Annotated in this window: 22 protein-coding genes; 16 read left to right on the forward strand and 6 right to left on the reverse strand. The window is 46.7% G+C overall.

The window, feature by feature from the left end; all coding sequences use genetic code 11:
- Positions 1-32 precede the first annotated feature (32 nt).
- The 13 genes from H6780_03780 (at position 33) to H6780_03840 (ending at position 12598) form a co-directional block, all read left to right on the forward strand.
- On the forward strand, positions 33-812 hold the full coding sequence (locus H6780_03780; protein ID USN88579.1) for a hypothetical protein: 780 nt from the start codon (positions 33-35) through the stop codon (positions 810-812).
- A gap of 3 nt (positions 813-815) precedes the next feature.
- Positions 816-1538 (forward strand): ribonuclease H-like domain-containing protein, encoded by a 723-nt coding sequence (locus H6780_03785; protein USN88580.1) that lies wholly within the window; start codon positions 816-818, stop codon positions 1536-1538.
- 47 nt (positions 1539-1585) lie between these two features.
- On the forward strand, positions 1586-2758 hold the full coding sequence (locus H6780_03790) for a hypothetical protein (GenBank protein ID USN88581.1): 1173 nt from the start codon (positions 1586-1588) through the stop codon (positions 2756-2758).
- Between the two features lie 21 nt (positions 2759-2779).
- Positions 2780-4009 (forward strand): glycoside hydrolase family 1 protein, encoded by a 1230-nt coding sequence (locus tag H6780_03795; GenBank protein ID USN88582.1) that lies wholly within the window; start codon positions 2780-2782, stop codon positions 4007-4009.
- Positions 4010-4016: 7 nt separating this feature from the next.
- Positions 4017-4949, forward strand: coding sequence for an EamA family transporter (locus tag H6780_03800; GenBank protein ID USN88583.1), 933 nt, complete (start codon positions 4017-4019; stop codon positions 4947-4949).
- Positions 4950-4970: 21 nt separating this feature from the next.
- On the forward strand, positions 4971-5990 hold the full coding sequence (locus H6780_03805) for a beta-galactosidase (protein USN88584.1): 1020 nt from the start codon (positions 4971-4973) through the stop codon (positions 5988-5990).
- A gap of 7 nt (positions 5991-5997) precedes the next feature.
- Complete coding sequence (locus H6780_03810; GenBank protein USN88585.1) at positions 5998-7182, forward strand: trypsin-like peptidase domain-containing protein; 1185 nt, start codon at positions 5998-6000, stop codon at positions 7180-7182.
- A 360-nt stretch (positions 7183-7542) separates the two neighbouring features.
- Entirely contained in the window at positions 7543-8328 is a 786-nt protein-coding gene (locus H6780_03815) for a DUF389 domain-containing protein (protein USN88586.1), read from the forward strand.
- A 6-nt stretch (positions 8329-8334) separates the two neighbouring features.
- A complete protein-coding gene (locus tag H6780_03820; protein ID USN88587.1) occupies positions 8335-9462 on the forward strand; it encodes a hypothetical protein in 1128 nt (375 codons plus the stop codon).
- Between the two features lie 32 nt (positions 9463-9494).
- Positions 9495-10181, forward strand: coding sequence for an HAD family phosphatase (locus tag H6780_03825; protein ID USN88588.1), 687 nt, complete (start codon positions 9495-9497; stop codon positions 10179-10181).
- Positions 10182-10192: 11 nt separating this feature from the next.
- Entirely contained in the window at positions 10193-10420 is a 228-nt protein-coding gene (locus H6780_03830; GenBank protein USN88589.1) for a PspC domain-containing protein, read from the forward strand.
- Between the two features lies 1 nt (position 10421).
- Positions 10422-11786 (forward strand): deoxyribodipyrimidine photo-lyase, encoded by a 1365-nt coding sequence (locus H6780_03835; protein USN88590.1) that lies wholly within the window; start codon positions 10422-10424, stop codon positions 11784-11786.
- A complete protein-coding gene (locus H6780_03840) occupies positions 11786-12598 on the forward strand; it encodes an A/G-specific adenine glycosylase (protein USN88591.1) in 813 nt (270 codons plus the stop codon). The genes H6780_03835 and H6780_03840 overlap by 1 nt, the downstream gene beginning before the upstream one ends.
- Here the strand turns inward: H6780_03840 and H6780_03845 are convergent, their stop codons facing one another.
- The 6 genes from H6780_03845 to H6780_03870 form a co-directional block, all read right to left on the reverse strand.
- Positions 12599-13804 carry an MFS transporter gene (locus H6780_03845; GenBank protein USN88592.1) on the reverse strand — a complete coding sequence of 402 codons (1206 nt, stop codon included), beginning with the start codon at positions 13802-13804 and terminating at the stop codon, positions 12599-12601.
- Positions 13805-13879: 75 nt separating this feature from the next.
- Positions 13880-14158, reverse strand: a complete 279-nt coding sequence (locus tag H6780_03850) for a hypothetical protein (protein ID USN88593.1) — start codon at positions 14156-14158, stop codon at positions 13880-13882.
- Positions 14159-14242: 84 nt separating this feature from the next.
- Positions 14243-16216 (reverse strand): ribonuclease J, encoded by a 1974-nt coding sequence (locus tag H6780_03855; protein ID USN88594.1) that lies wholly within the window; start codon positions 16214-16216, stop codon positions 14243-14245.
- A 39-nt stretch (positions 16217-16255) separates the two neighbouring features.
- Positions 16256-17995 carry a peptide ABC transporter substrate-binding protein gene (locus H6780_03860; GenBank protein USN88595.1) on the reverse strand — a complete coding sequence of 580 codons (1740 nt, stop codon included), beginning with the start codon at positions 17993-17995 and terminating at the stop codon, positions 16256-16258.
- Positions 17996-18090: 95 nt separating this feature from the next.
- On the reverse strand, positions 18091-18330 hold the full coding sequence (gene secG / locus H6780_03865) for a preprotein translocase subunit SecG (GenBank protein USN88596.1): 240 nt from the start codon (positions 18328-18330) through the stop codon (positions 18091-18093).
- 81 nt (positions 18331-18411) lie between these two features.
- Complete coding sequence (locus H6780_03870; protein USN88597.1) at positions 18412-18786, reverse strand: hypothetical protein; 375 nt, start codon at positions 18784-18786, stop codon at positions 18412-18414.
- Between the two features lie 164 nt (positions 18787-18950).
- Between H6780_03870 and H6780_03875 the strand changes: the two genes are divergently transcribed.
- The 3 genes from H6780_03875 (at position 18951) to H6780_03885 (ending at position 23098) form a co-directional block, all read left to right on the forward strand.
- A complete protein-coding gene (locus tag H6780_03875; protein USN88598.1) occupies positions 18951-19277 on the forward strand; it encodes a co-chaperone GroES in 327 nt (108 codons plus the stop codon).
- Positions 19278-19298: 21 nt separating this feature from the next.
- The gene (groL, locus tag H6780_03880; protein ID USN88599.1) at positions 19299-20951 is read left to right on the forward strand and encodes a chaperonin GroEL; all 1653 of its coding nucleotides are present in this window, start codon (positions 19299-19301) and stop codon (positions 20949-20951) included.
- Between the two features lie 335 nt (positions 20952-21286).
- Positions 21287-23098 (forward strand): hypothetical protein, encoded by a 1812-nt coding sequence (locus H6780_03885; protein USN88600.1) that lies wholly within the window; start codon positions 21287-21289, stop codon positions 23096-23098.
- Positions 23099-23145: the final 47 nt, after the last annotated feature.

A 23145-nucleotide genomic window follows, 5' to 3' on the forward strand; every position in this document is an offset into this window, starting at 1 on the left:
CTTCGGCTGCCGCCCTTTGCTATAATACACACATGTTCAGAACACGAGATTTTTTGCTGTTGTTCACCACGATCGTTTTTCTGATAGTTGCTATCGGAACAACAATCTTTTCGGAGTGGACTGGTACTTCAAGTGCCAAAGATTCACCTTTGCAACCTGTCACGGCAGTGCATGATGCGTACACTGCTACGGTGGTTTTGCCAGAGACGCTGTCTCGTCAAGAGCGGCTGGCCGAAATGCGTAGGAAAGTTGCTGAAAGCGAATCGTTGATGCTAGCTGCTGCCTCCACTGAAGTGTCAGAGGAGGAATCGACAGCTGAATCAGCTAGCGAAACCGATGGTGGTGTTGTGTCAGTTGCTGTCTCATGTCCGGCACCAACGCCGTATGGCGGCATATGGCCTCGTGGTGTTTCGTTTGAGTTACGTGAAGGTGCTCGAGTATTATATACAGAATCTACAGTAGTGGAGCCCGCGATTGGTACTGGCACTCCGCAGACCACGACTGCGCAAGAAGTGGTCCTCCAATTGCCAGTTCCGTTTGGTCCAGCCCCTAACCCTACTTGCCCAGCCAATGACGTGATTGGTATAGCACAAGACGGTTCGCTTATCCGCAATACTGAAGTTGGTTTGTACTCGGTTTTTGGAGAGAGTACGCTTATTGGATACGCCCTCGACGGATTTCCGATTTACGGTGTTTCAAGTGTGGCTACCGATGAATGCGGTGGTGCGGTGGTGGGCACCTATCGATACTATTTGAGTGATAATCGGCCACTTATTTTAAACTGTTATTCAGGAACGCCAGTTAAAATGTAGAGTATGGCTACTTTGATTGTTGACATTGAGACTAAAGGGAAAGATTGGAAGGAGTTGCCAGGAATTACGCGCGCTGCGCTCACGCACAGGATTGATCGGACAGATATGCAGCCTGACGAAAAGCGCAGAAAGCTCGACGAGATACATTTGCGTACAGCATTGTCACCCTTCACAGCATCAATTATTTCGCTTGCGGTGTATGATGTGGAGCGCAGAAGTGGTGCGGTGTACTTCGTGTCAGATACACCGGATGAGAGTTTTGAGATTGATGGTTTTATCTGCAAGCAGCGAACGGAAAAAGAAATTCTCGAGGATTTTTGGGAAGGAGCGAAAGACTACGATGTGTTTGTAACTTTCAACGGACGATCATTTACTGTCCCATTCATCTATCACCGATCAATTACGCTAGGAGTTAAACCAACTGCAGATATCGCGAAACAGCGGTATCTAACCAAGCAACATATGCCATATCATATTGATCTTATGGATGAATTCTCTTTTTATGGCGCTATGCAGCATCGACCATCACTTCAGCTTTTGTGTGGTGCGTATAGTATTGAAAATCCGAGCGTCCTTGGTGGAGAAGAAATCGCAGCTGCATTTGCCAAGGAGCGGTACCGCGTCATTGCTGAAAAAAACGTCGGTGATGTACAGGCAATAACCAAGCTCTACGATAAGTGGCTTCAGTACCTTGCTCCAACATCATTCATAAATTCATTTCTGTAGTGTGGGAAATAGGTTTTTACAAACAGTTTACTTGTTAGTATATACAAATGGAGATTAAGCAGATTTTTGTTGGCGGCTGGTTTCAGCGTACTCGTTTGCACTTAGGTGAAATTTACGACTTTCTGCGCGTAGCTGAATCGCCACTTGCGCTTGATAAAAAGCGGCTTGAATCTCTTCGAGCTTCTCTAGAAATTGATACTTTAAAGCTTCAGGTTGACCAGCTCGAATACATCATGCTCACTAGTGGTGAGGTTAAGGTAAAGATTTTTGAAGACGGATTGATTGTCTTAGGGACGCATCATTCACATGATCTTCAGGCAGATATAAAACGACTGACGTCATACTATGAGGAGCAGTTATCACCCGCTATTGGCTACATATTCAGCTTGGGTGCGCCTGTGCCGAAGGAGTTGGCAAATATAAAGACGGTTTACCCGTATTTTGTAACAACTACAAATGCTTCAGAAAAAAGAGTCAATGAACTGTTTGATGAATTTACGCAAGAACGCTACTTCACTGTAAACGGTGAGTCTTTTGATATTTATCGCGGAGATAAGTTGTATATTATTAACCAGAACAGTGTCTCTGACGATGAGGTTGAGCGCTTTGTTGGAGAACAGATTTTTGTACGTGAATTTCGTGGTCAGTTGCACCGCTACTTGAATTTGCATCGTACTATCTGGGAGCGTATCGCTGATGTGGTGGAGCGTGGTGAAATGATTGGTTCTGATATACCTGCCTTTAAGAGTAAAGTAGATGAGTATGCAAAGACTATTAGTTTCATCGGTACTCGTATTAATCAGATGGACACCTACCTGCTTACACGAAAGAATGTTTCTGACAGCGATCCAAAGCTTGTTCGATTTCAAGAAGTACTCGGATATAAACATGAAGCGCTTGGTGATACGCTCGAATACATTAAGGATATTTGGACGCTGACACGTGAATACGTTGCTTCGGCTTCGCAGGTCTTTTCAGATTTGGCCGCCAAGAGTACAGGAAATTCAGTAAAAAATCTCACCATTGTGACGTCCATGGGTGTAGGCGCTACGTTAATTGGGCTCTTTACCACTAAGACATTGCCACAGTTTACGCTGGTTGGAGTCGGGTACTTCTTTGCTTTGGCACTACTTGGGTACTTGGTTAATAAAGGTCTTGGTGTCTGGAGTGCGCGCAAGCGCTATCCAATACGCGTAGTCGAGGTAGCAAAAGACATTTAGTTTTTTGCTATACTGCCAGATATGAGTGAAAAGCGATTTCCGGAAGGGTTTTATTGGGGGGCGGCGACTGCGTCGTATCAGGTAGAGGGAGATATTGAAAATACCGATTGGGCGGCGGCGGCACGCGCGAAGCGCGTGCCGCCCTGTGGAACGGCTTGTGACCACTATCGTCGTTACGAAGCAGATTTTGATATGGCTAAAGAACTAGGTCACACGGCGCACCGTTTTTCTGTAGAGTGGGCACGGATTGAGCCGGAAGAAGGGAAGTTTGACACTGATGCAATCGAGCATTATCGTCAGGTATTACGCGCTTTGAAAAAACGAAATATTACACCATTTGTAACCATTTGGCACTTCACACTACCGCTTTGGTTTTCAGAAACAGGTGGTTTTGAGAGGAGTGATTCACCAGAGATATTCGCGCGTTACGCAGCGTTTGTTGTACAAGAGCTGGGGGATTTGTGTGGCCATTTTTCAACCATGAATGAGCCAAATGTATTTGGTAGCAACGGCTGGCTTCGTGGGAGTTGGCCGCCGTTCAAGCGATTTGCTCTGACTGATTTAGTATCTATTACCAACTCCGGTCGTACGTATGAGGCACAGGCCAGTCGTGGACTTCGACCGCTTCTACTGTATTGGCGTGTTATGAAGCATCTGGCTTTGGCGCATAATGCAGCGTACCAGGCGATTAAACAAGTATCGCCAGACACTGAAGTGAGTGTGGTGAAGCACGTGATTGTATTCGCAGCGAACTGGAACCCGTTTAATAAAATCAAAGCGGCCATTGCCAATTACGCCTGGACAAGCATCTTTATGAGTCGCACGCAGCGTCATTGTGATTCAATTGGACTTAATTACTATTTTTACACGCAGTTTGGTGACAAGCGTCACTGGAAAAAGACTGATATGGATTGGAATTTTGCCCCAGAGCATATCTATGATGCACTCATGATGTTGGCGAAATACAAGAAGCCACTGTTTGTTTCAGAAGGTGGCTTGGCTGATCACGACGATTCCGACCGAGCTGAGTATATCAAGAAACAAGTAGCAGCTACTTGGCAAGCAATTCAAGACGGAGCAGATGTACGCGGTCATTTGTATTGGTCGCTTATGGATAATTATGAGTGGGCACTTGGGTTTGAAAAACAGTTCGGTCTAATTAAGATCAATTATGATACGCTCGAGCGAGAAGTGCGCCCTTCCGCCTACGTGTACAAAGAAATAATCGAAGGAAATGCCGTAGTAGAATAAGGGTGATATGGGATGGATTTTGCTTGCTACGGCTGGACAGTTCTTGAACGCGATTGTTGCTCTGTTCGATAAATATATTGTTTCTGACGAAAAGGTGTTGCCGCGACCATTTGTGTACGCTTTTTACTCATGCTTGGTTACAGGTGGTTGGGTAATCATTTTTTTCTTAGGTTGGATACCCGGGCTCTCGGAGCTCGGCGTGCCGTCTCTTGAGAACGTACATAAGCCAACGATTCAAGTGGTGAGCATGGCAATGTTGGCAGCGTACACATTTTTTATTGCACTAGTTTCGATGTACGATGCACTGCGACGAGCGGATGCTTCAACTGCCATGCCAATTATTGGGGCTGTTTCAGCTCTATCCTCGTTTGGGCTCAGCCATATTTTTTTAGAAACAAAACTGCATGACACGTTTATTGTCGGCGTCGTACTTCTTTCAGTTGGTACTTTATTGGTAGCACAGACTTTGCCGAGAGTAGACACGGTGGTGCAAGTGTTCCATAGCGGACTTTTTTTTGCGTTGCACTATATTACGATGAAGGGGCTGTTCATTGAGACTGGTTTTGATGATGGTTTTTTCTGGTCGCGTATCGGTTTTGTTATCTTTACGCTTTCTCTGCTCTTGGTGCCAGCGTATTTCGATAAGGTTCGTACCCAAACGAAACAAGCAACCAAAAAGACAGGCATGATCGTGTTATTGGCAAAAGTATTTGCTGGCGTAGCTGCATTTATGTTGCTGAAGGCGACTGACTTAGGTGATGCTTCAGTGGTGCAGGCGCTTGGTGGCTTGCAGTACGTTTTTATTTTGCTGATTGGATTTTTGTTTGCTCACTGGTTACCGGAATCCGCAACAGACAAAGACACTCGACCTCAAACCACTTTTCGTCGCATGTTGTATGTAGTGGTGATTTTGGTTGGGTATGTCGTACTTTTTACGTGATACCATTAAGCGATTGTGATCATGTGGAAGAAACTATTTTATGTTGTACTTGGTTTGGCTGCGGTAACGGTTTTTACATTAGTGCTTTTAGCACAAAAACCCACGCCTCTACATATCACGTATGGCATGTCATTTAACACGCCATATGCACGTGAGCTTGGTCTAAACTGGCGTGAGACATACGATGCAATTCTCGATGATTTGCAAGTACGGCACTTACGGTTGGCGGCGCACTGGCCAATGATTGAGCCGATGCCTGGCGTCTACAACTTTGAGGAGCTTGACTATCAGGTAGAACGAGCTGAAGCAGTGGGGGCTGAAGTAGTGCTTGCTGTGGGGCGGCGTTTGCCTCGGTGGCCTGAGTGTCATGTTCCTAGATGGGCTGCAGACTTAGAGCGTAGCGAGCGGCAGGCGGCGCAACTGCGCTATATGGAGCAGGTTATCGAGCGGTACAAACGGAGTCCGGCAGTAACAGTGTGGCAAATAGAAAACGAACCGTTTCTTGAAGTGTTTGCGTATGAGCATTGTGGCGAGCTTGATGTAGCGTTTCTTGAAAAAGAAATTGCACTGGCGCATGAGCTGGATCCAACCCGGTTGGTTTTGGTAACCGACAGCGGTAATTTGGGTACCTGGCACGGTGCGTATCAGCGAGGTGATATGTTCGGCACGAGCGTATACGTCCACTTTTGGAATCCCGAGCTTGGTCAATTTAGGACGATTTTGCCACCGTTTGCGTATCGAGTGAAAGACAATTTTATGCAGATGGTTTATGGCAATAAGCCGAGTGTGTTGATTGAATTATCGGCAGAACCATGGCTCCTAGAGCCAGTGGTGGACGTGCCGCTTGAGGTGCAGTTTACCCGTATGAATTTGGAGAAGTTTGAAGACATTTTAACCTATGCGCGAAAAACTCGATTTGAACAGCAGTATCTTTGGGGTGCGGAGTGGTGGTATTGGCTAAAGCTGCAAGGACGAGACGAAATGTGGGAGCGCGGCAAGCAGCTGTTTATGAAAGACGAGCAGGAATCTAATCGTATATAGAAAGCGTATGGAATCTGGAAACATCGCAAAAGCAATCTTTGTCAGTAGTGTCACGAGCGTTCTGGTAGTCTTTTCGGCTCTTTATATTGCGCGTGTTCAGATAGCGCAATTGATTAGTCCGGCTGTGTCAGAGCCATCAAGTGTGTCGGCTTCAGGCCAGGATCTAATTATCGATACAATTGCCGCCGTCAATCCGGCAGTTGTGTCAGTGATTATTACGAAAGATGTACCGGTGTATGAACGCTATTATGAATCATACGACCCTTGGGGTGTGTTTGGTGGCTTTAGTATTCCCCGGGTACGCGAAAATGGCACCGAAGAGCGAGAAGTTGGTGGTGGTTCAGGGTTTATTGTGAGCAATGACGGATTGATTGTAACTAATCGTCATGTTGTTGAAGACGAAGCTGCACGCTATTCTGTTTTGCTAAACGATGGCACGTCATATGCGGTTGATGTTCTCGCGCGTGATCCGCAGCTAGACATTGCAATTCTGAAAATCAATGAGCCTCTGCAGGCCGCGCTTACGTATCTCACGTTTGGAAATTCAGAATCATTACGGCTCGGGGAGCCGGTCATCGCGATTGGTAACGCTCTGGCTGAATTTCGAAATTCCGTCTCAGTGGGAGTAGTGTCTGGTTTGTCGCGTTCAATAATGGCCTCAGACGGCATGGGACATAGTGAACAATTAGACGAGGTGATCCAAACAGATGCTGCGATTAATCCAGGCAATTCAGGTGGTCCGCTACTAAATGTCGCGGGTGAGGTCATAGGGGTTAATGTGGCAACATCGCGAGGCGCAGATAACATTGGCTTTGCGCTGCCAGCGCATGTGGTGCGTGGAGTCGTCGAATCAGTAAAAGAGTATGGAGAGATAGTTCGCCCGTTTTTGGGTGTGAGGTATGTGAAAGTAACTGAACAGTTGGCTACGTTGAACAATCTTTCAGTTGATTATGGGGTGTTGGTACTTCGTGGCGAGAGTGCAGATGAATTGGCTGTGCTGCCGGGTTCGCCAGCGGACAAGGCTGGTATTGCAGAAAACACCATCATTTTAGAAATTGATGGTGAGGAGTTGCGTGATATGGATCTAGCGGCAGTGCTGCGTCAGAAAAAAGTGGGGCAGACAATCACACTTACAATTTTACAGGACAAAGAGGAGAAAGTCGTTTCGGTAACTCTTGAGAAGGCGTTATAATAATCACAAGGAAATTAGGTTACCTGCATGAGTTTTTTTCGTTTCGCATTTTCATTTCTGTATGTTCGCAACTGGCACTCTGGTCAAAAGGAGTTATCGAGGCCGCGAGTAGCAGTGTTCTGTGGTGGGCTTTTTTTGCTTGTCTTAGGACTTGCTATTATTAGTGTCTTACAGACACCGGTGGTGTATGTAGCGGTATGAGGAAATTCCTGATTACCAACGCTGCGTTATTGCTGCTTGCCCTCATTCTCGTGGTACTTTTGTGGCTTAAGGTGTCTGGGGTCGGGGATTTATAATTCGTGGGTAGCTGCGTTTACATAGGAGCATAACCAACGTATACTAGGCTTATAATTCAATGTTATGCCTGTATTAGCTCGATTTCGTGCCTTGCCAGATAAAGATAAGGCAGCTTTAGTTCGTAAGTTGGTGGAGAACGGCACGCCAGACTTCGATTACTTCTATTTAATTGGCCTCTCAACCCTCATGGCCACTCTTGGTCTGCTGCTTGATAGCAGCTCAATCGTGATTGGTAGCATGCTCATTGCACCGCTCATGTATCCTATTCTTGGTGTAGCGCTTGGTTTGGTAATGATGGGAACGGATGCTTCTTTGTTCCAGCGTGCTTTTAATACACTCATCAAATCACTTGCGGTCGGTTTAGGTCTCTCTGTTGTTGCTGCATTTTTATTTGGAAACGAAGCTTCGTACACTACTGCTGAAGTGATGGCTCGTACAAGTCCTAGCCATCTGCATTTACTTGTGGCTATCGTAGCTGGTGCTGCGGTGGCGTACATGCTGGCTCGACCAGAGTGGGACGATGCGCTACCAGGAGTCGCGATTGCGGTAGCTTTGGTGCCACCACTTGCAACTATCGGTGTAGGAATTGCGGCGCTAAGTGCCACCATTATTAAAGGAGCTGCTATGATGTTGTTGCTCAATCTCTTCGGCATTATCGCTGTAGCTGTGACCATCTTTTTGCTTATGAATCTGTCTGAAAAAGAGAGTATTGCCAAATCAACTGTAAAGCGCGAAGATGAAAAAATTGAAAGCGAAAACAAAGTGATTGCGGAAGTGGCGCAGCAGATTACTGTAAACAGTGGCGGAGACAAGACTACTATTATTAAAGAGAATATTAAGGTTGAATAAGTGTCTATGAAAATTCTAACCAGCTTCACCGTTGCTTCACTTCTGATGATTGTTACTGCGCATACGGCCCTTGCGGAAACGGTGGTGCGCTCGGGTGACACAGTATCTATTCCTGAAGAGCAGCTCATTGAAGGTGACTTTTACTCAGCTGCAGGCAAGATAAACGTATCTGGTGAAGTGGGGGAAGATTTGGTAGTGGCTGCCGGGCAAGTCGTTGTAAACGGCTCAGTCGGTGACAACGCTTTTATTGTTGCGGGTCAGACTGATGTGCACGGTACTATTGGCGACGATTTGCGCATTGTGTCGGGGGAGGTAACAATCGCAGACCCAGTGATGGGCGACTTGCTCGTAGTTGGTGGAACGGTAAACATTTTATCAACCGCTTCAGTGGCTGGTGATGTGCTTATTTACGCAGGTGACGCAGTGATAGAGGGTTCAGTCGGGGGTGACGTGATGGGTACCGTCGCAAACCTTAGAGTCGACTCGCAGGTAGCTGGCGATGTGGACGTGACCGTAGACCAGTTGACACTCGGTGATCGAGCTGTGATAGATGGTTCGGTGCGCTATGTGAGCAAGACCGTTGTAATCCGTGGCACCGAAGCCTCGATTGTTGGTGACCTAACCCGTAGTGATCCGGTGTTGCCAGGTAGTCAGCCTTCGGCTCAAGCCGCTTTGGTGCCAATCATTGTGCTACTTTTTTCGATAGCGGTTTGGTACCTGGTGTCTCGTAAGACGCTCAGCACTATCACGGCTCGAGCATTGTCAAAAAGTCCGCGACCACTATTGTTTGGTGTGCTGACTATTTTGTTTGCGCCAATTGCAATTAGCCTTCTGTTGGTGAGTATGATTGGTGCTATTGTCGGAGCCATTCTTTTACTGGGATATCTCCTCTTTATATTGCTTGGCGTGATTGGAGTTGCTGCTGTGCTCGGAAAGCTCTTTATGCGCCTCTTTACTAAATCAGATGAACAAATTACTCTTTTGGCACTGGTGTCTGGTTCGGTTGTCGTGGCTCTCTTACTGCTGCTTCCGGTGATTGGTCAGATTGCATTAGCTGTAGTCTTCATATTGACATTTGGTGCCATTATCGACGTGCTCCTCCGTCCAGGTTCGCCAGCGGGCGAAAATAGCTAAACATCACCTTAGTAAATTGGTACACTAAGGTTATGAAACCAGTAGCATTTTTTGACATCGACGGCACTTTTTTTCGTTCGAGCTTGCTAATCGAGTTAGTTGAACAACTGATTGAGGAAGAAGTGTTCCCGCCAGAGGCTGCTCTTATGTATGAAACGGAGCTCAAGGAGTGGCAGGAGCGAGAAGGTGACTATCATGCATACATCAAGGCGGTCATTAACACGTTTATGAAGTATATTAAGGGTGTTCATTACAGCACCTTCGCTGAAATCGGTAAACACGTTGTTAAAGAGCAGAGTAAATACGTATATCAGTATACTCGCGATCTCATTTCTGATTTAAAACAGCAAGGGTATTATGTGGTGGCAATTTCGCAATCGCCGAAAACTATTCTTGATGAATTTTGTCATCAATATGGGTTTGATAAGGTCTACGGTAGAATTTACGAGATTGGTCCACAAGATTGCTTTACCGGTGTTGTGACAGATGAGCATCTAATAGAGAGTAAGGCAAATATTGTCAGACGCGTTTTCGACAAGAACGACGAACTCACTCGCTCTGGTTCTATTGCGGTCGGTGACACCGAAGGAGACATTTCGTTGCTAGAGTCAGTTGAACGACCAATTTGTTTTAATCCAAATCAGAAGTTGCATGACTATGCAAAGCGTATGCAGTGGAAGATTGTGGTTGAGCGAAAGGATGTCATTTATCATTTATAAATAGTAGTAATATGAAACGGAAAAGAAAGTTGGAACGTGACAAAGAAAAAGCGGTAGTGTCTGGTGTGCTGGCTGGTCTGGCTAATTACTATGATCAGGATCCGGTTTTATTTCGTGTAGTGGCAATCACTTTCTTGATTTTGACCGGTGTCTTTCCTGGATTAATCATCTACCTCGCTGCTGCAGTGGTCATGCCGAAGCGTGACAGCCGGCAGGTAGATTACGAAGTGGTGGAGTAATATGTTGATTGACCAGTCTCGTACCAGACTTCTAAATGAAGTAGAAGCCGGGTCTGGTCCGGTAGTGTATTGGATGCAGCGCGATCAGCGCTCAGTAGATAACTGGGCGCTTTTGTATGCCAAAGAGCAAGCTGATGCCCGTCAGGTGGCACTCCATGTGGTGTTTAATCTGGTTGAGTCGTATGGTAAGGCATCGTTTCGGCAGTTTGCGTTTATGCTTCGCGGTTTGCGCGAAGTAGAACAAGATTTACTGAGTAAAAATATTCAGTTTGCCCTCCTTGAGGGAGCACCAGAAAAGACGGTTGTTTCGTACATAGAACGTATTGACGCAGGCGAATTGGTGCTTGATTTTAACCCTATGCCGCTGCCTGCGCGGTGGAAATCTGAAGTGTTACAGAAGCTTAAGCAGCGAGTCACTGAGGTAGACGCACACAACGTGGTGCCGTGTTTTGCGGCAAGTGATAAGCAAGAATTTGCTGCCTATACGTTCAGGCCAAAAGTACATAAAGTGCTGCGGCAGTACCTCACTAATCTACCAAAATTGTCTACACACAAATATGGCGAAGCAAAAACCACCAGCATTGACTGGGATACTGTGATTGCTGGAGTGTCTGCTAATCGTGAGATTGGGGAGATTGATTGGTGTACGCCAGGCATGAAAGCGGCTACGGTTGCACTGAAGGGTTTCGCCTCGGAAAAACTAGACGGGTATGCTACAGATAGAAATGATCCGACCAAGGATGGACAGTCAGATTTGTCACCGTATCTGCACTTTGGGCAACTCTCTGCTCAGCGAGTCGCATACGAAGTCAGTCAAGCCTACGACATGGATAAAGAAAGTCGTGAAGCGTACCTAGAAGAACTGGTGGTGCGCAAGGAATTAGCAGATAATTACTGCTATTACAGCAAGACGCCAGATAAGGTCTCTGGTGCTCATGAGTGGGCGCAGAAGACAATTGAGGAGCATAAAAATGACGAGCGGGAGTATTTGTACACCAAAGAGCAATTTGTGCACGGTAAGACACATGACGAGTTCTGGAATGCGATGCAGGCGCAGCTCGTGACAACTGGTAAGATGCATGGTTGGTGTCGCATGTACTGGGCAAAAAAAGTGCTTGAATGGACCAGGTCAGCTGAAGAAGCGGTTGAAATCGCGCTCTATCTTAATGACACGTACAGTATTGACGGTAATGACCCAAATGGCATTGTGGGCGTCATGTGGTCGATCTGTGGCGTGCATGACCGGGCATGGCCAGAGCGACCAGTTTTTGGCAAAATTCGCTACATGAACTTCGCTGGAGCAAAGCGAAAGTTTAAAGTCGATGACTATGTTGAAAAGTGGCTACCTAAAGAAAGCTTGTTTTGATGACTAAAAAAGAAGCACAATTCGTTGCCGCCGTGTGGGCCCATTATGAAAAGAATGGCCGGCATGATTTGCCGTGGCGAAAGGCTATTACGCCCTACAAAATTCTAGTATCGGAGCTTATGTTGCAGCAGACGCAAGTGGATAGAGTGCTACCGAAATTTAAACTTTTCATAAAAACATGGCCAACCGTCGCTAAGCTAGCTGTGGCACCGCAAGCTGAAGTGCTGCGAGCGTGGCAAGGTCTGGGGTATAATCGCCGGGCGAAGTTTCTGCACTTGGCTGCCAAAGCAGTGATGGAGCAGGGCGGAACGTTTCCAAAAGGTGAGCTCGGCTTGCGGAGATTACCGGGCGTCGGTCCGTATACGGCGAGCGCTATTATGGCGTTTGCGTATGATATTCCGACCACCATGATAGAGACTAATATTCGTCAGGCATACCTTCACCACTTCTATAAGGATTCTGTTGGAGTGTCTGATGCTGAGCTTTTATTCCTTATTGAGCAAACCTGCCCGACTGAGCGAGTGCGAGAGTGGTATTGGGCGCTGATGGATTATGGTTCACATCTAAAGCGCTTGCATGGGAATATAAACACCAAAAGCAAGCACTACACCAAGCAGTCAACGTTTAGAGGCAGCGACCGAGAAATCCGCGGTGCGATTTTACGCAAACTAGCTGAAGTGTCTCGGCTACCAAAACAGCAGCTCATGCGGCAGTTGAGTGAATTAGACAAAACTAAGATAGTCAGGCAGCTAAAAAAGCTTGCAGCGGAAGATTTAATTTCAGTGGACCAAGGTGGGTACTTCTTGAAATAGTTATTTACTATCTTCAATATTGAGTGTGCAGAACATGGCGGGAATGCAGAGTGATGCAAAAATAATAAAGACGAGATTAAATGGAAAATAAAGTAAGGCAAGTGAGCCAAGCATGGCGCCAAGAACGTATGCCAGTGGCCGAGTGATGCGGAAAAAGCTAATAATCTGAGCATCGCTGCTTTTTGTCTGTTTGAAGAAGTAGCTTTCTGTGGTTACTTCTACCAAGCTGGCACCAACGCGACTGATAAACATGATAATTGACCAAGCGAGTAGGCTGGCAACAGTCACAAATGACATCCATGAAGTGGCGATGGCAATAATAAGGAAGCCGAAGCCCATCATTTCTTTCTCACCAATGTACTTGTCTGCAATGAGGCCAATAGGATATTCGAAGACTACGTAGGCAAGCTGCGCAAAAAACATGATAATACCGAACTCAGTCCATGAAAAGCCAATGTCACGAGTAAGGTAGATTGGCGCATACACTACCATCATCATGAAAAACATCTGAAGCGTGAAGTTGGCCAAGAATACATTTTTGATATTCGCATTCCGCCAAAACGTTCTAATTGATGAGAAAAGGTCAATTTCACTGTATTCTGGGTCACTGAAGTCTTTGAAGTAAAAGAGGAGTATGCCCATAATCGGAATGAGGGTGACCGCGCTTAATAGGTATGGATACTCAAATGTGGCTTCGTTTCCGTTTACCAAAATACCACTGACGAGTGGAGTTGTGGCACCAATAATACTGCCGAGCATCAGCAGTAGACCGCGCTTGCTTCCGGTGGTGGTTTCATTATTATCAATCTGGTCTTCCATGAAGACATCGAGATTGAAAATGATGAGTGGTACAGTAATAACGTGAATTAAGAAAAGAGGGACGGCTAGCTTGAGTTCATTTGCAAATGCCATTGCTAAAACAGCCGCGAAATCCATGGTTAGGAGAAGTAGTGTAAGCTTAAAATTACCCACTCGCCGTAGTACACGAGAAACGAACAGGAAGATGAGTACGCTGAGTGCCGAGCCAAGGGTGTACATCGTACCAACTTCTGCGGTGGAAAGAAACTGCTCTAGATATGAAGAGTTTATGTATGCTACTAGGTAGCTGTGCAGCATGAGGAGCAGGGAAGCGGCGTAAATCGGAATAATGTGGCGGCGCGTAACGTTACGTTTGTGGTGCGCACCAAAGTGTGAAGATCGAGGCATAGTGTTCACATTATACCTGTCTTAAATAGTGATACTATCAATCTAATTAACAAGCCGCCCCTTCGGGGCGGCTGATTAGTGAAGGTACGTGATGATACCAATCATCACGGCAAAAATGAGGCAGAATTTGGCGATGGCAGCATCTCTGTCTCGGCCGTGACTGAATCCAATCGCAAGCCATACTAGTGCGATTAGTAGATAGACGGCAGCGAGATAGAACAAGGTGTCGGGTACCGGCACAACCAGGCTACTAAAGCAGGTGATGATGGCCCCAGCGAGCAGTGTGCCAATGACAGCACTTACCATCTGTCCAAGCTCGACAACTTCGTTAAGGCGAGCTGGTGCAAAACGCATATTCTTTCTCCAGTGGTTTGTCCGATTTTTATTAAAACATAGATATATAAAAAAACAACCCTTGGTGTGCAAGGGTTGTTTTTCTTAAATGCCAATCAAAACTGGAATTACCATTGGACTCTTTTGAGTCTTTTGGAGGAGGAAGCTGCTGACTACGTCGGCAAGATCGTCCTTTACGAGTTCGAGGTCGATTGGGTGCATGTGCTCGGTCTGTCGCTCAACGGTCTTCTTAATGAGGACACGGGCTTCAGAGAGAAGCTGTTGGTTTTCGCGAAGATAGACAAATCCACGAGAGATAATGTCTGGTGACTTGCGGAGCTTACCGTTCTTGGTGTTTACCGTCGCAATAATCACAAACATACCATCGTCGGCCAAAGTCTGGCGGTCACGAAGCACTACTTCCTGACGTGCGCCAACCGTAAAGCCGTCTACCATCATGAGTTCGTTTGGAATCTTCATTGGCAAGACAGTCATTTCGGTGCCGTTTTTAATCTCAATGATGGTACCGTTGTCTGGTACAGCTACATTCTCGCGTGGGAAGCCATTTTCTACAGCAGCATACATATGGCTCTTGAGGTGGAAGTGGTGACCGTGGACCGGAATGAGAAACTTCGGCTTCACTGCCTGGTGTACCCAAACGAGTTCACCAGCGTTACCATGCCCTGAAGAGTGTACGTGCGAGCCTTGGTAGTTGATGACGCGTACATTCTTGCGGTAAATGTTATCTTTCAGATTTTGCACCGCCACTTCATTGCCTGGAATTACCGATGACGAAAGCACGATAGTGTCACGTTCGTTGAGGGTGATGAACTTATGCTTATCGGTAGCCATGCGCATCAGGGCTGCAAACTGCTCACCTTGGGCACCAGTTGAAAGAATAACAATGCGATCTGCTGGATAATCATTCATATCGCCAGCGTTGATAAAGGTGCGCTGATCTACTTCCATGAGCTTGGCTTGAATCGCAATGTCAATGTTGGTCTTAATGCTTCGGCCTTCCATGACGACCTTCTTACCCATTTCTTCACAGACCTTGATGACGCTGATGAGGCGGTCAAATTGAGAAGCAAAAGTTCCAATAATGAGACGGCCAGTGGCATTGTGAATAATGCTTTCGAGGGTTTCAAATACACGTGCTTCAGTGGCAGAGAAGCCAGCTCGGTCAGCGTTGGTTGAGTCACAGAGAAGGGCGAGGTTGTTATTGAGACCAACCTTTTCCCATTGGCCGCGCTCTTCAACGACCACCTGTCCATCTTCGTGGACCAGCTTAATGTCACCAGTAATGACCACATCACCGTGCTTCGTTTCAACACAGACGCCCATAGCGTCAGGAATTGAGTGAGTTACACGGAAGGTTTTAATCTTGGTCTTACCAACGGTAAATGATTCACCCTCTTTGATTACATTCATCTGGACAGGCTCCATCTGTGGGAATTCTTCTTGACGCTTCAAGATCATAAGCGACGTAAGATACTGCGTGTAGATTGGTGGGTTGCCAATACGCTCCATAATAAATGGAATACCGCCAATGTGGTCGAGGTGGCCGTGAGTCACAACCAGGGCGCGAATTTTGTGCTTACGCTCTTCAAGATACTGTGTGTTGGGCAGGATGTAGTCGATACCAGGAGCGCCCGCCTCTGGTGACACGAACTGGAAGCCAGCATCAATAACAATAATGTCATCCTTGGTTTCAATGATGTTCATGTTGCGACCAATCTCCTCGACGCCAGATACTGGAATGATACGTACAGTATCTTCATCTGTAATTTCAGGAATGTGTACGCGTGCTTCGTTCGTGTCGAGTCGGTGGGTGAGCGCCGGCGCCTTGTCTGGACGCCGTCGCTGATTATTGCGTCGATTACGATTATTGCGGCGACCATTCTTTCCGCCATTTCGGTTTCCAGCTGGTTTATTATCTGAGCGTTTCTGGCCTCCGGTCACACCACGTCCGTGCGGACGCGGTGATCGACCGGTACTAGCGTGGGCTGGTGCACGTCGATTGCGATTGCGGCGAGGCCGATGGTTGCTTGTCTGTTCTGTTTTTTCTGTTGTGTTCATACTTACTTTTACTGAATAAAATTTCAATTAATTAACAAATTACATATCGTTTCTGAAAAACTCCCATAACGAATCACTTTCAGTGTGCCACTCGGTGATATTGTTGAATCGATCAGCTGGGCGTCCAGGGCGGGCGATTGGGGTAATGGTCATATCTTCTCGCACAACATACGTTAGCGTTGGCTGAAACAAGAAGACGGCAGGATGTTCGCTCGTGATAATGTCACTGGCTTCTCGCAGTGTTGCTTGTCGTTGTGGTCCGTATGCTTCTGTTCGAGCTGTTTCAAGCAGCTTGTCCACCTCAACGTTTGCGTATTGAGCAATGTTTAGTCCAGGATCATCTTGCTGTGATGAGTGCCAGAATGGGTATAAATCATACGAGCGACTCATGTCGAGCCCGAAAAGTAAGGCTTCAAAGTCACGTGGTCGGATGACGGACTGTACAAGGTCTGCTTGTTCAAACTGCTCGGTGGTCACTGACACTCCAATGGCTTCCCATTGTTTTGATACAGAATCGACTAATGATCCAAATAGCGGGGTGTTGCTGGTGCGGAGCGTGATGCGTAGTGGCACCATTTCGTCATTTATTTTTTTCTCCCAAGTGCCAAGTGAATCTTGTGTCCAGCCACCACTTTTTAGTAGGGCAATCGCTTGATTCGCTGGCGTCGATGTTGCGGTATCAGTGATGCCGTCATTTGATTGTAGCGTAGTGCTTCCGAGCAGGGTAGGTGATGCTGTGGGGACACCATATCCATGCAGTGCTGAGTCAATCAGTGCAGGTCGATCAAGCGCGATTGTCAATGCCTTGCGTGCGGTCGTGTCCCGAAGAGCAGCCGAGCGATTTTGGTTAAAGAAAATACCAAAAACACGAGGCAAAGGTTCTTCTACCAGCTTGTAGCCATCTTCGAGCACCTTTTCAATTTGATTGGTTGAGAGGTATGCCGTTGCGTCGATGTCGTGAGCGTCTAGAGCATTCAGTAGCGCCGATTCGTTTTGATAGAAATTAAGCTTAATGCCATCAATTTTTGAGTCACTCGTCGTCTGACGATATGCTACGAGGTTGTAATTGCTAATAAGTCCAGAGGTGTCTCGCTTGGCGCTTTCAATTCTGAATGGTCCAGAACCGATTGGTTCAGTATTGAGCTGACTAAAGGGTAGTTGCTCAATCGGCAAGCTGCTCCAGGCGTGTGCAGGCATAATGCCAAAAGTGAAGTTTTCAATAAATGGTGCGTATGCTTCTTCAAGCACAACATTCAGTTCGTATTCATTGATTTCCTCAATCGTCACGTCACTCCAGTTGCCACGCAGTGGACTTTTAAGGTCTGGGTCTTGAATGAGTTTGATGGTGAAGACAACGTCTCGGGCAGTAAGTGGAGTGCCGTCGTGGAAGGTTACATCCTTCTTGAGAACTACGTTGTACGTTAAGCCATCATCAGATACTACAATCGTTTCTGCAAGATCATTCACTAGATTACCTTGGTTATCAATGCGCATAAGCCCGCTATACACCAAAGTGGTTACGTCTTGGTCGGCCCGAGTCAAAGCCAAGGCGGGATTCACAAAGCGAGGGGTGCCAACGATTCCTTCGGTGATTGTGCCGCCACGAGTTGGTGTAATTGCTGAACGGTCGTCATTGAAAGATAGAGCAAACCAAATGCCGGTGGCAATAACCAAGAAAAATAGGACTCGCAAAAACAAACGGTCACTTGGCGGCGTTCCTTCAATGCGATGGAGAAGTTTATCCAAAAGTCCTAACGACGGATTGGTTGGAGATGTCATATAAAATGATTAGTGATTACAAATGAGCGACGGTGTTTTCAAGAGAAAACACACATTTTTTACTGCAAAAGCAAGCCGAACTGAATTTCGGTTGTTTACGCGAGGATATTGAGAAATGCCGTGAGTACAAACAAGATTGCAATCCCGACTGAAAACTTGAACAAGAAAAGCTCCGCGCCTCGACGTTTGTGAAAGGCCGAACTGAAATTGTCGCCACCAAATGCTCCTCCCAAGCTTGAACCGCGCTGCTGGAGTAGAATCGCTGCAACGAGGAGGATGGAGAGAATTATCTGGATATATGGCAGTGCTGGAAGCACTAAATCGATAATATTCATGCCGAGTGATAGTAGCAGAAAGTGTCTAAGGAGGCAAGTATAAAGGAAAACAGCGGCTGCTAGCCGCTGTGAAAAGATACCTTACTTGAGCGCATATTTGTGGGCGCCTGATACATGGCTGATGTTGTACTTGGTGGGGGTCAGGGTGAAGTAGTCGATCTCAATGAAACGACTCTCGCCCTTGAGCAGGGTCGCAATCGGCAATTGCTGCCAGGTGTGTTCTTGGATGAGTCGATTGATGGCCCCGTCGAATTGAGACGAGACAAACTTGAAACAGGCGCCCTCGCCAGTCAGGAGGCCATCCCAGTTGGTCCACTGGCGTCTCCACCAAGTAAATGTTTCTGGCAAAATGACCGCTGCGATGTGTGCCAGTAATTTGCTGGGTACTTTCTCGATTATGTTGCCATCGTGCAGTACAAGCAGGTCTTTACAAACCAAGACATATCGAATTGCCATTTGTGTTCTCCTCTTTGAACAAATGTACTGCGGTCTTTATAGCAGTCAGGCCATTCAATTGCAATCAGTTTTTAGTGTCGGTATAATACCGGCGCGACGGAGGTGATTCGGTTGTTTTGGCAGTCGTAGTTTGATTTTCTACTACATTATAAAGTTCTTAAGTAATGCATGATATGAGTGAAAAAAGTCCAATTAAGCCACTTGGCGATCGCGTAGTGGTACGACCCCTTACCGATGAGGAATTAGGAACCGTGTCAGCGTCAGGAATTATCATTCCAGACTCAGCCAAAAAGGAAAAACCAGAACAGGGAATTGTGATTGCGACGGGGCCTGGTAAATGGGATGAGGACGGAGAAAAGCGTATTCCACTGGAAGTAAAGGAGGGTGACCGCGTAGTCTTTTCGAAGTATGGTTACGACGAAGTAAAATATGAAGATAAGGAGTACTTTATCGTGTCTGAATCGTCTATTTTAGGCATTTTCAACGGCTAATTAGTTATTTAAGGAAAGCATATGGCAAAAGAAGTTATCTTTGGAGAGGATGTAAAGAAGCGTTTGCAGAAGGGGGTAGATACCGTAGCGAACGCAGTAAAAGTGACGCTTGGTCCACGTGGACGAAACGTCATTCTTGATAAAGGCTTTGGTGGCCCGACAATTACCAATGACGGTGTGTCGATTGCAAAGGAAATTGTGCTCGAGGATAAGTTCGAGAACATGGGTGCCGAAATCATCAAGGAGGTGGCCAATAAGACTAATGAGCTCGCTGGTGATGGTACAACTACCGCTACCGTACTTACGCAGGCGTTGGTAAACGAAGGTCTCAAGCAGACCACCATGGGCATCAATTCAATGGCAGTGCGAAATGGTATGGAGCATGCAGCTGCTGATGTGGTGGAAACCCTCAAGAAAATGGCGACCAAGATTTCTTCAGTCGATGAAATCAAGCAAGTGGCGACCATTTCAGCCGAAAGCGCAGAACTTGGTGAAAAGATTGCTGAAACTATCGATAAGGTAGGTAAGGATGGTGTAGTGACGGTCGAGGAATCACAGTCATTTGGGATTGAGACCGAGCTCACTGAGGGAATGCAGTTTGATAAAGGGTATGTGTCACCATACATGGTAACCAACCCAGAGCGCATGGAGGCTGAATTTAAAGATGCGCAGATTTTGATTACCGATAAAAAGGTGTCTTCAGTACAAGAAATCTTGCCGCTTTTGGAGAAAATCGCCCAGACTGGGAAGAAGGAGCTTGTCATTATCGCCGATGATGTCGATGGTGAGGCGCTTACTACGTTTGTGGTCAATAAGCTAAAGGGCGGTTTTTCAGTCTTGGCAGTTAAGGCGCCAGGCTACGGTGATCGCAAGAAGGAAATTTTGGCTGATATTGCAGTGACTACTGGAGGTGAGGTAATTTCTGATGAGCTTGGATTCAAGCTTGAAACCACCGAGCTCGCACAGCTTGGTGCGGCTGAACGCGTAATTGCGACCAAGGACAACACTACGATTGTTGGCGGCTCTGGTACCAAGGAAGCGATTGACGATCGCGTGAAGGCGCTTAAGTCACAGCTCGACCAGGCTTCTTCTAAGTTTGATAAGGAGAAGCTTGAAGAACGTATCGCGAAGCTTTCAGGTGGCGTAGCAGTGATTCGCGTGGGTGCAGCGACTGAGACTGAGATGAAGTACCTCAAGCTTAAGATTGAAGACGCGGTAAACGCGACCAAGGCCGCGATTGATGAGGGTATTGTGCCAGGAGGCGGTACGGCACTAGCTCGTGCAGCTGGAATTGTTGAAAAGGAACTTTTGGCCAAGAAGGAGCTGGCACGTGAAGAGATGATTGGCTACAATATTGTGCTTAAAGCACTTGAGGTGCCGTTGAAGCAAATTGCTGACAATACCGGCAAGCATGATGGTGCAGTGATTGTGGAGAAGGTAAAGACGGCTGGTGGTAATGCTGGTTACGATGCTGCCAAGGCTGAAATGATCGACGATATGATCAAGGCAGGTATCATCGACCCAGTAAAGGTAGAGCGTGCTGGCGTACAGCATGCGGTATCTGCGGCGGCGATTCTTCTTACCTCAGAAGCAGCAGTAGCTGATGCTCCAGAAAAGGACAAGCCAGCGATGCCAGATATGTCTGGTATGGGCGGCATGGGCATGGGTATGTAGCCAGAAAATAAGGAGCGACGCGACTATATTTTCTGAGCTCTCCGAAAGAGCGCGCCTTCCTAGGGCGCTCGTCGGAGACTTACTGCTTCGCCAGTGATTTGCGCGCTTCCTAGCGCAAATCATCGGTGCACTACCTCGCACTCACTTCTTTAGTTCGAAATTCTTACATAACCCAATCAAAAAACAGCGGATTACCGCTGTTTTTTATTATTTGCAAGAACAGGGAAGACTCGTCTCAGAAACACTTGCTAAATTACAAATATGTTGTATTATTCCGCTCATTAACAAATCAAGCAACAAATTTTATGACTTTGCAAGCTTTTGAGCAAAAACATATGATCCAAGGTTCCTTGGCTGGCTTTGTGCTGGCACTGTTCTTTGTGCTTGGAGTGAGTCCAGCTGATGCAAAGAGTGAGGTGGTGCCAAGCTCGTTTGGTGGTGTTTTGTATTATCAAGCCACTGCAAGCAATTGGACCAACTACTGGTTTGCCGGACTAGGTCAGGTAGATGTGTACGTAAAATATAATGCAAATGTCTATGATGCTACTTCTGGTGACTTAATTCCAGAAAATGGCACTGTGTCTGTTGGTACAAAACTTCGCTTTGAGCCAACGCGTGGAGAGATTAGTTGGAATGGTGTTGGATATACTTCTGATACACCATTTGGACAATGGGTGCCCGGCGCTGCGCGTCCAGGGCTTACTGGTACTCAAGTGGTGACTGGTACAAACTGGTCGTACACGTTTCGAACGGGGTCTTGTGCAGCGGCAAATTGGGTAGATAATCCAATTAATCCGTATAATAATCTTCCAACCCCAGTGTACATTCCGTTTTCTGTGAATCCGGAGACAATGACTGTTGATTTGTCTGGATCAACAGCTGGTCTGAATGATTTGGGTGGAAACGTCTATGAGGTGACTGCACCTGGGTCAGTTGTTGCTCAGTTTGTGTATGACCCCACGTTTGGTCGCTTTTACTATGAATACATTTCAACGACTGCTATTTACGCACCGGGTAGCTGCTTTACTTCTTGGGATCTTCGTCCGATGAGTATTTCGGGTAGCTGGTTTGGGTTTAATCCGACCTACAATCATCCGGTTCCCGGCGCAAGTATCTCGTATAACATAACTGTTGCTGATGCTCCGTCAGGAAACAATCCTCCCGAGACGCCGGTCATTACTGGCGCTGGAGCAAACTCACACTTGGCTGGCGAGTATCAAAACTTTACAATTGTTGCTGACGATCTCGACGGCGATGCATTGTCATACCGAATTGATTGGGATAATAATGGCTCGGTTGATCAGTGGGTGCCATCATCTGGGTATGTTGTTCCAAATGTGCCACAAGGTGCGGCAAAGAAATGGTTGTCTGGCGGCACCTATTCATTTAAGGCTAAAGTAATTGATGTGCATGGTGCAGAGTCTGGCTGGGGTACGTACACAATCAAAATTTGTGACGCTGGTTATGTTTGGGATGGTTCAGCTTGTCAGCCGCCGTTACCAGATCTTACTCCGTACGCAATGTTGCACCCAAGCACGGTCTTCAACAGTGTAACTGGCATCTTCGACATTGTAGTGATTGAGTACTGGGCGAAAAATGTTGGTGGAAATATCGTCACTGATAATTTCATCAATACGATTGCGCTCGATCGAGACAACGATGGGTCGATTGCTGCTGGTGATCAGCAAACTGACCCGATGAGTGACAACCTCAATCCAAATGACGAATCGGGTCATCATATTCTTACTGTTGCGACAAACGTACCGGCAGGCGACCATGTTATTAAGATTAATCTTGATACAAATGACGATGTTACCGAGTCGAGTGAGTTAAACAATGACACAACAGTTTCGCTTAATCCGATTGTGCCAACGCTTACTCTCACCATCGATGACGATTTTGTACGCTTCAAAACAACAACTACACTACACTGGACCGTTGATATGGTGTATCTCAATGACTGTTCAGTGGTTGGTCCGGGTGTAAATGCTGCTATCAACCCTTCTGTTGTGGGAGGGTCTGGTGACATAGCAACCGGTCTTATTACGGCCAAGTCTGAATATGTGTTCAGCTGTACGGTGCCAGGTGGAAGCACCTACACTGCCACTGCTACGGTTGAGACGACTGGTTCAGTTGAGGAGATTTAGTACGAGTTTGTACACAAAAAGCCCGCGGCGAAAGCTGTGGGCTTTTT

Source organism: Candidatus Nomurabacteria bacterium, assembly GCA_023898565.1.
Lineage (GTDB): Bacteria > Patescibacteriota > Minisyncoccia > Phycocordibacterales > UBA918 > OLB19.